Below are 13,141 nucleotides of genomic sequence, written 5' to 3'. Positions count from 1 at the left end.
CAATTGACTTATAAATGTATTAAAAAATTTTCAGTTAAACAGGAGCGTAATAGCAACTGGGATTTTTATAAGCATACAGAAAATATAACTGGAAAATATGAAACATATCTACGACATTAAAGCTGGCACACTCTCGTTAAAAACGGCTGAAGAAAAAACAACATTAGATCGTATTTTGACATTTGCTTGTCGAGAAAACCCTAAACGCCATTTTATTTTAGTAAATAAATTGATAGGACGTTACACCCCAACTGCCCCTAAAGTAATGAGACAAACTTATAATCAACTAGCCGAAAAAATAGGCGAGGGCTCTCAAACCTATGTTGTCAGTTTTGCTGAAGCGGCAACAGGGCTAGGTGCAGGTGTTGCTGACAGTTTGGCTCATATTCAAAATGATGATGTTTATTTTCAACATACGACAAGGCATAAACTAGATGAAAAATTATGGTTTACTGTAGACGAAGAACATAGCCATGCAGTTAACCACATGTTTTATCAACCAAGTGACGATTTATTAAGCTCTATCATTAAATCTAAACGACTTGTTATAGTTGATGATGAAATTACGACTGGGCGTACTATTAAGGTTTTGCTTTTAAAAATACTTCCTTACTTACCCGATTTAGAAGAAATAGTTGTTACCTCAATTGTCGATTTAATGGGTGAGCAAAACTATTTACATGGCTTGAATTTGGATATTCCAATTCGCTATGTTTCTTTGCTCAAAGCTAATATTAGTTTAGATAAAGACCCAGACTTTAATCCTCAACTCCCTGATAAAGTAAACTCAAGGCTTTCTAGTGTGGCATCCGCAAACGATACGGGTAGATGTGGTTTACTAATGCCTTATAAAGAAAAAATAAACAGCATTGATACATCTCAAAGTACGGTTGTTATTGCCGATGGAGAGCATCAATATATCCCGTTTTTATTAGCAGAAAGGCTTGAAAATGAAGGTGTTGAAGTTGTTTTTCAATCAATTAACCGATCGCCAATATTGCTGTGCGATACAATTATTAATAAGCATAGAATTACGACAGTAGAAAACGATAGTGAACATTATTTATATAATTTTTTCCCCGAAAACAAATCAATATTTGTTGTTAGTGAAAAAAATTATGAAGGGTTACTATTTACAGATGGGGTTAAATACCACGAATGGAAATGCTAGCACAGCACACCTCAAGGCTATTTGTGTTTACTGATTTAGACGACACACTGTTCCAAAACTTAAAAAATACAAAAAGTGACTTATCGTTTGTAGCAACAACAAATAGCGAAGGTGAACCTCAAGGGTATTCTTCGCTACAGCAGCAAAAACTACTAAATGTTTTTGAAGCAGCAGGTGGCGTATTTATACCGGTAACAGGTAGAAGAACAGATTCGTTTTTAAATTGTAGCTTACCTGTTGTTAAAAACACACCGTATGCTGTGGTGTCGCATGGCGCCGTTATATTAGATCAAAATCATACATTGTTAGAGCAATGGCATGAATTTATTAACGCAGAGTTTAACTTAACATTATGGGAAAGCGAGCTGGTAAAAACGTTTGATCATTTACATAATCATTTTACTGCATTCGGTCGTGCTGTGCGGGTCAGACTTATTGTTGACCAAGGTATTACAGCTTACATATGTGTTAAAGTATCAAGAGGTGATTACAGTGAAAATAAAGCCAAAGATGTTGATTCGTATTTAAAAAGCATACTTCCTAATGACATGTTATTACACAATAATGGGCGTAACTTTGCAATATTACCCCCTTATGCAAGAAAAGAGATTGCTGTTAAGTTTATTAAAAATAAATTGCAGATAGGGGAGCATGACACGGTGTTTAGTATTGGCGACAGCAACAGTGATTTACCTTTTATGAAAGAAACTGATTTTTTAATTACTCCCAACGGTTCACAAATTTTAGATAGGGAGCAATGTCAATGAAAACACCATTAATTGGTAGCTATCCTGAGCATGATTGCATGTTCTTATTAAAAAAAATAAAACCAGAATTTCATACTATCGAAGATAAAGAGCGTTTAATTCAAAAAGGTCAATTGCATTACTCTCAGATGGTTAGCCAAGAAAGTAAACCAACACCTGAATATGAAAAATTATTTCATGATTTAACTGCAAAATATAAGCATAAATTGGCTGAAGAAATTCTTAATTTGTCATGTCTAATTTCTGAAAATATTAATCAAGATGTGTGCATTGTATCTTTAGTAAGAGCGGGCACACCCATTGGCGTGCTTGTTAATAAAGGAATAAATACCTACTCACACTATAATTCAACCCATTACTCAATTAGCATTGTTCGCGATAAAGGTATTGATGTTAATGCATTAGATTACCTTATTTTTGATTTGAAAATACCGCCTCAAAGCATTGTATTTATTGATGGCTGGACTGCTAAGGGTGTTATTACCAAAGAGCTTAAAAAAGCGATTGCGCAGTATAATGTTAGCCGTAAAGTTAATATAGGCAATACGTTATATGTTGTTTCTGACATAGGTGGAACCGCTGATTACTGCGTTACGTTTGAGGACTATGCAATTCCCAGTGCATTAATGAACTCAACGGTAAGTGGTTTGATTAGTCGCTCAGTTATTAATGAGCAGATTAAAAAAGATGACTTTCATGGCTGTATTTCGTATCAACATTTGGCTCAATACGATTATTCAAATTGGTTTATTTCAGAAATTTCTAATTGCTTTAAAACGGCATATTATAAATTAGCAGCCGTGCCAGATGAGCAGCAAAGAGCAGCGCGTAATCAGCTAACGCAACACTATATTGCTTTGTTAATGAACAAATTTAATGTAACCGATATAAATAGAATTAAACCCGGTATTGCAGAAGCCACCCGAGTAATGCTACGCCGAGTACCCGATCTTTTGATAGTGAATGATGCGATTAACCCAAATACCGCACATTTAATTAGAATAGCCAATGAGAAAAGCATTGAAGTATGTGTACTTCCTGACATGCCATTTGGTGCTTGCGCACTTATAAAAGATGTAGATTAGTTATGAAAAAAATTGCAGTATTTGATTTCGACGAAACCCTAGTAAAAGAAAACTCTTTAAGCTTTTTGTTTAAATATTTTTTAGGTAGAAGACCTCTTTTTACCTACCTTTTACCCATTGTAGCAAAACGAAAAGTATCTAGAAAAATTATAAAAAATGAAATTAAACAGCATTTCTATATGCTTTCTTTAAATAATAAAAGCAACGAACTGGTATTTGAAGCGGGTATAAACACAGCCGAAAAATTAACCCCTATTAAGCCAGTGCTAGAGCGAATGATGGACTTGCATGCTCAAGGGGTAGAAATTTGGATTATTACCGCTTCGCCCCAATACTTTATTGAAGGCATAGTTAATAAACTACAATGGCCCGTTGAAAGAGTAATTGGTACATTATTGAAAGAAGATGATAATGTACTAAGTGGGTTAATTGGTACAGAGTGTCAAATTGAAGAAAAAGTAACGCGATTTAACTCGTTAATTGCGAGCGAAAAGTTAACGTGCTCAGTTGAAGAGGCATACGGTAATTTACCAGTAGATATACCCATGTTAGAGCTCGCTGAAAAAAAGTTTTATGTAAAAAAAGGGCAATTAAGTCCGTTTATAAACAATTAATGGAGAATAGTATGAGTTTTTGGAATAACGTTAAAGAAAAAATAAGCGATGCAAACGATAGTTTACAAAAAAACATCGGACAATTTAAAAACAAAAAATTTGCAGATGCTTCAATGGCTATATGTGCTTTAGTTGCAGCGGCTGATGGCGATATTGATGCAGACGAGCGTAAAAAAACGGCTGGTTTTATTGTGTCTAACGAGTCTTTAAAGGTTTTTTCTGCTTCTGATTTAAAAGAGAAATTTGACTTTTATTGCAACAAATTAGAAGCCGATTACGACTTTGGTAAAATAGAAGCAATTCAAGCTTTGAGCGCGTTAAAAGGTAAACCAGACCAAGCGCGTGCGTGTATTCAGTTAGGTATTGTTATTGGCGGTGCTGATGGCGATTTTGACGCAGACGAAAAACGTGCAATTAAAGAAGCGTGTAATGCGGTAGGTATTGCACCATCTGAGTTTGATTTGTAAATCAGTTATAAAAATTAATGTGTAGAGAAGGTAGTAAATAAATATGCTAACAAATTAATAATGACAACTATCACTTTGTGTTATTAGTTTATGTTTAACTGCTTTATCTACGCATGAGTTTTCGTTAATTATCTATTAAGGAACTCATTATGAGGCGTTTACCAGTATACCTATTATTAGACACATCTGGCTCAATGTACGGAGAGCCAATCGAATCAGTAAAAAATGGATTAGAAACCTTACTTACTTCACTTCGCCAAGACCCTTATGCGCTTGAAACTGCCTTTTTATCAATAATTGAATTTAACACTAAAGCAGTTCAGTCAGTGCCTCTTACTGATTTAATGTCGTTTCAATCACCCGATTTAACGCCTTCAGGTACTACATCACTTGGGGCTGCACTTACCTTACTTGCCAGTAAAGTGAATGAAGAAGTTAAAACAACAACGCTTGACGAAAAAGGCGATTGGCGACCACTTGTTTTTGTATTTAGCGATGGTGGCGCAACTGATGACTTTCAAAAAGGTATAGATGATTTAAAAGCAACCAAAATGGGTATAGTCGTGGCTTGTGCTGCGGGTCATCATGCAAAAATAGACGAACTTACAAAAATTACTGAAAACGTTGTTCACCTTGAAAATGCAGACTCTAAAACAATCTCAGCTTTTTTTGAATGGGTATCTGCAAGTATTTCTACAAACTCTCAAAAAGTTGAAAATGGCGAATCAGAAGTCTCACAACTATCGGATCTTCCGCCGCCGCCACCTGAAATTAACTTAGTTGATTTAACTAAAAAGTAGGAGTAACCAATGAGTAGACGTTTACCTGTATACCTTTTAATAGATAGCTCTGGTTCTATGCAAGGAGAGCCAATTCATGCTGTTAACGTAGGTATTAGCGCAATGCTCAGTGCATTACGACAAGACCCTTACGCGCTTGAATCAGTTTATATATCTTTAATTACATTCGATCGAGAAATAAAAGAGCTCTTACCATTAACACCACTCGAAAGTGCGCAGTTTTCTGAGATTGAACTGCCTAAATCAGGTGCTACCCATATGGGCGAAGCACTGGAGTTTGTAGTTGATAAAGTAGCAAAAAATGTAATTAAATCATCGGATACTACCAAAGGTGACTTTAGACCGATGCTGTTTATTATGACCGATGGCTCACCATCAGATTTAATGGTGTTTAAAGAAAGTCTACCAAAAGTTAAAGCGAGTAACTTTGCTGAAATAATTGCGTGTGCGGCGGGTCCTAAAGCAAAACCTGAGTTTTTAAAACAACTAACGAATAATGTTGTTGTGTTAGACAACATGGAAAGTTCGGCATTTTCACAATTTTTTAAATGGGTAAGTGACTCTATTGCAGCAGGCTCAATGAGCTCAGGTGTTGATGGACCATTAGAAAATTCACTGCCACCTCCACCGCCGGAGTTTCAAATCGTATTATAAGGGAATAACATGCGCAGATTACCGATTTTTTTTGTTATAGATGTATCTGAGTCGATGACTGGTGAGCCAATTGAATTGATGGAAAAAGGAATCGAAAATATCGTTTCTTCTTTACGTCAAGATCCTCATTCATTAGAAACTGTTTTTATTAGCGTTATAGCATTTGCTGGCAAAGCTAAAACAATTGCGCCTTTAGTTGATTTGATTTCTTTTTATCCGCCTAAAATTCCGGTTGGTGGCGGTACATCTTTAGGTAGCGCATTAAATGTATTAATGGATGAAATAGATACCAACGTAATAAAAACCACGTATGAAACGCGTGGTGATTGGGAACCTATTGTGTTTCTTATTACTGATGGAAAACCAACAGACGACCCGAGTCAGGCAATTACGCGCTGGCAAGATAAGTACGCTAAAAATGCCAGCCTTATTGCTATTACATTGGGTTTAAATGCTGATATAGACATATTAAACCAAGTAGCAAACCCGGTGCTAGCGCTTGAGAACACGGATAAAAACCAATTTTTTAAATTTATAGAATGGGTAAGTGCTTCTGTTAAAGCACAAAGCCAGATGATAGAGCTGGATAACAAAAATTCTCCCGTATCTCTAGAAAAAGTAAGTAACGCTGGCTTAAGAGTAATGGGTAGTACAGGCGAGCTTAGCAATCATGAGGCGAGTACGTCTGATGCAAGTTGCGTAACATTAACAGGTCGTTGCTCAAGCAACCGTCGCCCTTATTTAATTAAATACGCCAAACCAAAACTTGTTGAAGGGATGGAACGTTTTATTCAAAACCACCAGTATTATCATCTCGAAGGCGCTTATAAATTAGAAGAAAGTTACTTTGAGTGGTCCTCTGATAACTATGTTGCAGAGCAAGTTGATACGTCGTCTCTTGATGGCATTCCGCCTTGTCCGCAGTGCGGCAATCAGTCTGCTTTTGCCATGTGCGGTTGCGGTAAATTGTTGTGTATTGGCGATGAAGATATTGTTATGTGCCCGTGGTGCGAAAAAAGCATTAAATTTAGCCAAGGAAGTGGCGACTTTTCGATCACACGAGGGCAGGGCTAATGAGCAAAGCAAAGCTTGAGCAAGCGTTATTAGATATTCTACTGCAAGCTTCACTCACAAATACAAAGCAGTCATTTGTGCAAAAGCGAGTTAATCAGCATCTAGATCAAACCGTTGTACAGCATCATATAAATGCATTGCTTAATGAGCTTACGCCATTGGTAAAAAATGACAAAAGTATGCGTCGCTTAACAGCCACAGAGGACGGTAAATTGCATAAAAAACAGAATAATTTAAATGTAGATAAAAAAGTCCCGCCATTAGTTATTAATTTACGTCTTCCTAACCTTAAAGCGAATACCGCGTTTTCACAATTGATATCTCTTGAGAGCGAAACTGATGCAAAAGTCAGCTTTTTTCAAACTAAAAGCATTGATGAGTTTGAAGGCGTAGAGTTTGATGCTGATAAACTAATGTTATTTGGTATTACAGACCAAGTCGGCGATTATCAGTTTGATTTATACGGCTCAACCCCACTCGCTAATGGGCAAGTCCAGAGTGTCGTAGTTAGAGTAAAAGTAACCTTTGTGCCAGATCCAAAATCACTGTGGAAAAATATCCCGTCAGACGACACAGCACGTTTTCATAAACCAGATACTCACCATGCATATTGCGAAAATAGCAGCATGTTATTAATGGGGAGCAGTGTACGAGGCCGCTCGCATGCTCATAAAGGGATTCATCGCGATGATGATTTTAAACTTTACTGTGATGACTCATCTGAATGGATTATTAGCTGTGTAGCTGATGGCGCCGGTTCGTGCAAATATTCTCGCCAAGGCGCATTTGTTTCGGTTAACAGTGCAACAGACTCACTTAAAGAATCTTTAAATGGGCATTACGGCACCACACTTGAAAAAGCATATAACGACTTTTCTCATGTTAGTAATGAAGAAAACCAAAAATCATTACTCGAAGCTTACCAACATACTATTGTAAAGGCTGTTTTTAGTGCCGCTAAAGCAATAAATAATAGTGTTGATGTTAACCAAGGCGACAGTATAAAAGACTTCTCTACAACGTTAATTCTTGCCGCGCATAAAAAAGTGGAAGGGGGTTATCTTGTTATCTCTTTTTGGATTGGTGACGGTGGCATTGCAATATACGATAAAAATAAAAAAGTAGTGTTAATGGGCGAACCCGACAGTGGTGAATTTGCTGGGCAAACGCGATTTTTAGATAACAAAATATTTGAAGATGGCAGTGTTTACAGGCGCGTCAGAATCGAAAAAGTTGAGTCTATGAGTGCGCTTATACTTGCCACCGATGGGATCACCGATGCGTGGTTTGAAACAGAAAAACAACTCGAATCACTACCTCATTGGGATACGTTATGGAATGAGCTAGCACCGCATGTTACAAACAAAAATCGCGAAGATGGCCTGCAAGGTTTAACTCAGTGGATGGATTTTTGGTCAAAGGGTAATCATGACGATCGTACTATTTCTGTTTGCCTCGTAAAGGAGTGATTTATGGCAGTTGTTAAAATAAACGCACTTGATGGCTCTAAAGTAGAATTTGTTGATGAGATAATTGGGTCTGGTGCAATGAAAGACGTGTACTTTAGCCCTTGTAAATCTTACGTGGTCGCTTTTTATAGAGATAAACTAGACGGTGCAAGCGTAGAGCGACTAGAAATGATAACCGGTCGCTACCGTGAAAGTATTTTTCAGCATGAAACAGGTGATTACTGGAAAAGCTTTTTTTGTTGGCCAGAAAAAATTGTTAAGCATAATGGTCTTACTGGTATTGTTGTGCCATCGTATCAAGCGCATTTTTTCTTTGATTATGGCTCAGTCAATAATGATTTTTTAAAAATTAAAGGCAAAGAAAAACAAGGGAAATGGTTTGCATCGGCAAATAACCAAAATCGCTTTTTAGATGAGCGTGAAAAAGGTGATTGGTCTAAATACCTAAAAATATCCCTTACTATTGCCAGAGCCGTTCGCAGATTACATGCAGCAGGACTTGCTCACTCTGATTTAAGTTATAAAAATGTGCTTGTGTCGCCTGTAGAAGGGCTTGCGACCATCATTGATGTTGATGGTTTGGTTGTACCAGGAAAGTACCCGCCAGACGTAGTAGGTACGCCTGACTTTATAGCACCAGAGGTTGTAGCCACGGCGCACTTATCTAAAACAGATCCAGCAAGGTGTTTACCCAATATATCTACCGACAGACACGCGCTTGCTGTTTTAATTTATAACTACTTATTATTACGCCACCCTTTGCGAGGCGATAAAGTAAGAGATTTAGACCCACAAAAAGACGAAACGTTATCAATGGGCGAAAAAGCTTTATTTGTTGAGCACCCTACAAACGCCGATAACAGAATAAAAATAGAAAGAGTAAAACCAACCGAACTCCCTTGGAAAGACACCAATAAATTACCTTACTCAATTACAGGTCCTTACATCAGTAAGTTATTCGAAAGAGCCTTTATAGATGGACTTCATGCACCTCAAAGTAGACCAACTGCAGATGAGTGGGAAAGCGCGCTAATTAAATCGATTGATTTGATTCAGCCATGCGTTAACGCAAAGTGTAAACAAGGTTGGTATATTTTTGATAATACACTCTCACCAACGTGTCCTTTTTGCACTACTAAATACACAGGGCTGCTTCCTGTTATTAATTTTTACTCAGAAAGAGAAAAAGGGCGTTTTGTTTCTGATGATCACAGGTTAATGGTTTATACCAACCAATCATTATACCGATGGCACACCAATCGCTTTGTAACACCAAACGAAAGGCTGCAAAACAGTGATAAAAAGCGACAAGGTTATTTTGTTTTTCATAATCAAGCTTGGTATTTAGTAAACGAAAGCATGCCAAACTTAATTAATGCAACAACTAAAGAAAGTTACCCAGTAGGAAGTCAGATTGAAATTACCGAAGGCATTAATTTACTTGTTGGTAATGAAAGAGGCGACCGATTGCTAAATATTCAAATGGTTGATAGTAAATAATATTTATGAACTAAATCTATTTATGTGTATTTATAGCTGGGTATATAACAATTTAAATAATAACTTTCTATAGGAAAGAAAATGATAAATAAAAAAGTTTTGTTTGCTGTTGGCGCCGGTGTTGGCGGTTTAGCTAGTGCTGTTTTGGCTCATATTTCAGGTATTCTTGAATCAGCCTTTAGTAGTTGGGTTTTTACTGGCGCGTTTGATGCAGCATTAATTGGTGCATCCCTTGTTTATGTTCAAAATTACTACCAAAGTAATTCATGGGATAATACCAATAAAATATTCGATGGTGCATCTAAAGGACTTGGTATAGGTGCTGCTGGTGGCTTATTAGCCTTTTTATCAATGAATATGTTATCGGATGAGATGGGACGACTTATTGGTTGGAGTATTAGTGGCGCAGCAGCAGGTTATGTTGCCTCAATAAGAATACCCAATTTAAAAGCACAAGTTGCATTAATCGCTGGCGCAGTAGGGGGTGCAATTGGGCTTGTTGTAATGAACTTAGGTTTAAGCTACACCATGGGCGTTGTTGTAACCGGCGCTGTAATTGGGCTTATGGTTGCAACATCAGAAGAGGTATTTAGAAAAGCATCAATTAACGTTACTTTAAAACCTGTTGGTACTGGCATTTCATTAGCAAAAGCGCACAGCTTTAATTTAACACTTGGTGCAGATCCTATTTTAGTTGGGTTTACAGACGATATGGATATTAAGTTAACAAGCAGCGGAATTGCGATGCAAAAGCAAATAGGCCGTATTTCTATTGAAGGCATTGACGTGTTTTTTACTGATGATAGTGACAACAGTAAAGTGAAAATAACAAAAGAAAGAGGGTTTAGCATCGAAAACTGTGAAGTCAGTTTACAAGGTATTAGCTAACGTTTATTTTTGATATACAATATAATTTAACTACTTAATTATGTTGTATATCATTAAGTTTTATATTAACAATTAAAACTTGTTAAACACTTTGACCCAATCTACCAAGTAGGCTAATAGAATCAATCTAGAAAAGAGGGGATTGTATTTATTCTCTCGTTTCAACGTTTTATACTGCAATTATTTAGCTTATTTAAAACTCAAACGTAAAACCAAACTCTCTTAATTTTTCATATACGTTTATGTCAAAACGGTACAAAGTAGCAGCTCTGTGGGCTACGTTGGTTTGTTTTTCTTTGCAGTTTATTAGTAAGTTCATTTTTTGAAACTTACGTCTAAAATTAGGCTTATCGAGTGACTTATTTAAAATCGACTCGTAAATTCCTTGTAGCTCAAGCAGGGTGAATTTTTCTGGGAGTAAGCTAAAACCGATAGGCTCGTGCCTTACTTTATAACGTAAGTAATCAAGGCCGCTTTTTAAAATGTCGGCGTGGTCAAACATTAAACTAGGGACGTTATTTACATCAAACCATTCACACTCTACAGCGTTATCGCCACTCACAAGATTGGTTTCTTCAAAGCGCACGAGCGAGTAGTAAACAATAGTAATAATACGCCTAGCGGGGTAGCGGTCTACGTTACCAAATGCACCTAACTGATCTAAATAAAGGTTTTCAACACCGGTGGTACTTTTAACAACACGCAGAGCTGCAAGGTCTAAGTTTTCGTCTTTACGAACCCAATGACCAATTAAACCCCATTGGCTTGTTGCAAGGCCGCGATTATATTTAACCAGCAGCACTTTTAACTTACCTTCATGGATAGCAAATACAATATTATCTACGGTTAGATTACTAATGCAGTCATCAGGAATCGATTCTTCGTCAATATTGTTAGAAATATTTGATGTTTTATGGTGCATAAATTACTCAGCCAATGCTATACATACATATTGTTATAAAGACTATTAAGAGTATATAAAAGGCGCTTAAAGCGCAAATAAAAAACATTTATAAATCCTATCTAAAACAATCACATCTATTTAATTAATCACTTTATACACTGTCCCTGTTTTTACGCATTAACGGCGATATTCGACTTTGGTTTGGTATTGGTTTTTTATCGAACGAATAATACCTTTGTATGTTAGTAAATTTAACGCCAAATTAGCGTCATGTATTAAATAAATTACCAGTTGATTAAAAATGTAACATAAATGTTTACATGCGCTAAAAATGCATATAGTATTTTTGACTATATCGATTTGCATTGAAAATTGAGCACACATGAACAACACAAAACACACACTCACAATTAAAGAAAAAATAGGGTACGGCCTAGGTGATACAGCCAGTAATATTGTATTTCAAATGGTCGCTAACTTTATGTTGATATTTTATACCGATGTTTACGGTTTATCTGCAGCTGCTGCGGGTACCTTATTATTAGCGGTTCGTTTATTTGATGGTATTACCGATCCAATAATGGGCAGCATTGCCGATAGAACTCGCAGCCGTTGGGGTTCTTACCGCCCTTACATATTATTTTTAGCTGTTCCGTACGGTGTGTTTGCTTGCTTAGCATTTATAACCCCAGATTTTGATTCTACGGGCAAACTTATATATGCCTACTTAACTTACGGGCTATTAATGACGTGTTATACCGCCATTAATATACCGTACGGTGCACTTGGCGCAGTAATGACAAACGATCCTAAAGAGCGCGCATCGCTACAGTCATACCGATTTGCAATGGCAATGGCAGCACTGCTTGTAATTGTATGGGCACTGCCTAAGCTGGTTGCCTTTTTTGGCGACGGCAACGATGTAGTAGGTTACCCGCTAGCAATGGTGTTTTTAGGCGGACTTGCCGCAGCGTGTTTTTTACTGTGTTTTAAAATGACCAAAGAAACCAAACAAGTTAAACCCGCGCAAAGTAAAAAGAATGCCTTTCTTGAGTTTTTAAGCCTATTTAAAAACGATCAATGGGTTGTTATAGCCGTTATAAGCCTAGCAACATTAATCTTAATTGGCGTTAGAGCCTCAGTCGCACCGCATTATATTAAGTACTACGTAGGAGAAGCCTCGCTTACTTCTAACTTTTTAACACTCTCAGCAATTGGCTCAGTATTGGGTGCTATATCTACTAACTTTTTAACCAAATTTATTGAAAAGAAAACACTTTTCATTGTCGCTTTAGTGGTCGTAATTATTTCTCACAGCATGTTTTACGTACTTGAGAGCGACGCTATAGTCACCATTTTTATTGTGTACTTTATTGCTAACTTTGCCCACATGATTATTACCCCAATTATGTTTTCGATGGTGGCTGATACGGTTGACTACGGCGCATTAAAAATTGGCCGCAGATTAACGGCAGTTACGTTTTCGGGTCATTTATTAGCAATAAAACTAGGCTTTGCAATTGGCGGTGCTATTGCAGGGTGGATATTATCTGGCTATGCATATGTGCCTAATCAAGAGCAATCAGAACACACGTTATCAGGCATTTTACTCGCCTTTGCTGGTATTCCAGTAATTTGTACCGTGGCATGTTTAATTTTTATAACACGTTACAAACTTACCGAGCCTGAAGTAAAGCGCATTCAAACGAAGCTGGCTGATAACAAAACCATAAACTAATTTAGCAGTC

The 13,141-nt window shown here is 37.0% G+C and carries 13 protein-coding genes; 12 read left to right on the top strand and 1 reads right to left on the bottom strand.

Annotated elements, in window-relative coordinates; all coding sequences use genetic code 11:
* The first annotated feature begins 97 nt into the window (after positions 1 to 97).
* The 11 genes from I6F45_RS01570 to I6F45_RS01520 all read left to right on the top strand — a co-directional run bounded on the left by I6F45_RS01570 (position 98) and on the right by I6F45_RS01520 (position 10,489).
* Positions 98 to 1,171, top strand: coding sequence for a phosphoribosyltransferase domain-containing protein (locus I6F45_RS01570; RefSeq protein WP_197159506.1), 1,074 nt, complete (start codon positions 98 to 100; stop codon positions 1,169 to 1,171).
* A gap of 23 nt (positions 1,172 to 1,194) precedes the next feature.
* Entirely contained in the window at positions 1,195 to 1,938 is a 744-nt protein-coding gene (locus tag I6F45_RS01565; protein WP_197159505.1) for an HAD family hydrolase, read from the top strand.
* Positions 1,935 to 3,023: a cysteine protease StiP family protein gene (locus I6F45_RS01560; RefSeq protein WP_197159504.1), complete on the top strand. Its 1,089-nt coding sequence runs from the start codon at positions 1,935 to 1,937 to the stop codon at positions 3,021 to 3,023. The genes I6F45_RS01565 and I6F45_RS01560 overlap by 4 nt, the downstream gene beginning before the upstream one ends.
* 2 nt (positions 3,024 to 3,025) lie before the next feature.
* On the top strand, positions 3,026 to 3,637 hold the full coding sequence (locus I6F45_RS01555) for an HAD family hydrolase (RefSeq protein WP_197159503.1): 612 nt from the start codon (positions 3,026 to 3,028) through the stop codon (positions 3,635 to 3,637).
* 11 nt (positions 3,638 to 3,648) lie between these two features.
* The gene (locus I6F45_RS01550) at positions 3,649 to 4,104 is read left to right on the top strand and encodes a tellurite resistance TerB family protein (RefSeq protein ID WP_166112568.1); all 456 of its coding nucleotides are present in this window, start codon (positions 3,649 to 3,651) and stop codon (positions 4,102 to 4,104) included.
* 149 nt (positions 4,105 to 4,253) lie between these two features.
* Complete coding sequence (locus I6F45_RS01545; RefSeq protein ID WP_231609585.1) at positions 4,254 to 4,904, top strand: VWA domain-containing protein; 651 nt, start codon at positions 4,254 to 4,256, stop codon at positions 4,902 to 4,904.
* Positions 4,905 to 4,913: 9 nt separating this feature from the next.
* Complete coding sequence (locus I6F45_RS01540) at positions 4,914 to 5,558, top strand: vWA domain-containing protein (protein WP_197159502.1); 645 nt, start codon at positions 4,914 to 4,916, stop codon at positions 5,556 to 5,558.
* 9 nt (positions 5,559 to 5,567) lie between these two features.
* Positions 5,568 to 6,632: a TerY-C metal binding domain-containing protein gene (locus tag I6F45_RS01535; protein WP_197159501.1), complete on the top strand. Its 1,065-nt coding sequence runs from the start codon at positions 5,568 to 5,570 to the stop codon at positions 6,630 to 6,632.
* Entirely contained in the window at positions 6,632 to 8,101 is a 1,470-nt protein-coding gene (locus I6F45_RS01530; RefSeq protein WP_197159500.1) for a PP2C family serine/threonine-protein phosphatase, read from the top strand. The genes I6F45_RS01535 and I6F45_RS01530 overlap by 1 nt, the downstream gene beginning before the upstream one ends.
* Before the next feature lie 3 nt (positions 8,102 to 8,104).
* Positions 8,105 to 9,601, top strand: a complete 1,497-nt coding sequence (locus I6F45_RS01525; protein WP_197159499.1) for a helix-hairpin-helix domain-containing protein — start codon at positions 8,105 to 8,107, stop codon at positions 9,599 to 9,601.
* A gap of 81 nt (positions 9,602 to 9,682) precedes the next feature.
* Positions 9,683 to 10,489, top strand: coding sequence for a hypothetical protein (locus I6F45_RS01520; RefSeq protein ID WP_197159498.1), 807 nt, complete (start codon positions 9,683 to 9,685; stop codon positions 10,487 to 10,489).
* A 193-nt stretch (positions 10,490 to 10,682) separates the two neighbouring features.
* On the opposite strand, the gene I6F45_RS01515 is transcribed toward I6F45_RS01520, so the two are convergent.
* Positions 10,683 to 11,411 (bottom strand): NUDIX hydrolase, encoded by a 729-nt coding sequence (locus I6F45_RS01515; RefSeq protein ID WP_166419481.1) that lies wholly within the window; start codon positions 11,409 to 11,411, stop codon positions 10,683 to 10,685.
* Between the two features lie 364 nt (positions 11,412 to 11,775).
* Between I6F45_RS01515 and I6F45_RS01510 the strand changes: the two genes are divergently transcribed.
* Positions 11,776 to 13,131 carry an MFS transporter gene (locus tag I6F45_RS01510; RefSeq protein WP_165727802.1) on the top strand — a complete coding sequence of 452 codons (1,356 nt, stop codon included), beginning with the start codon at positions 11,776 to 11,778 and terminating at the stop codon, positions 13,129 to 13,131.
* Positions 13,132 to 13,141 lie beyond the last annotated feature (10 nt).

The sequence above is a fragment of the Pseudoalteromonas sp. SWYJZ19 genome (genome assembly GCF_015864375.1).
In the GTDB taxonomy this organism is placed as follows: Bacteria; Pseudomonadota; Gammaproteobacteria; order Enterobacterales; family Alteromonadaceae; genus Pseudoalteromonas; species Pseudoalteromonas arctica.
This window is presented reverse-complemented; position numbering and strand designations above follow the sequence as displayed.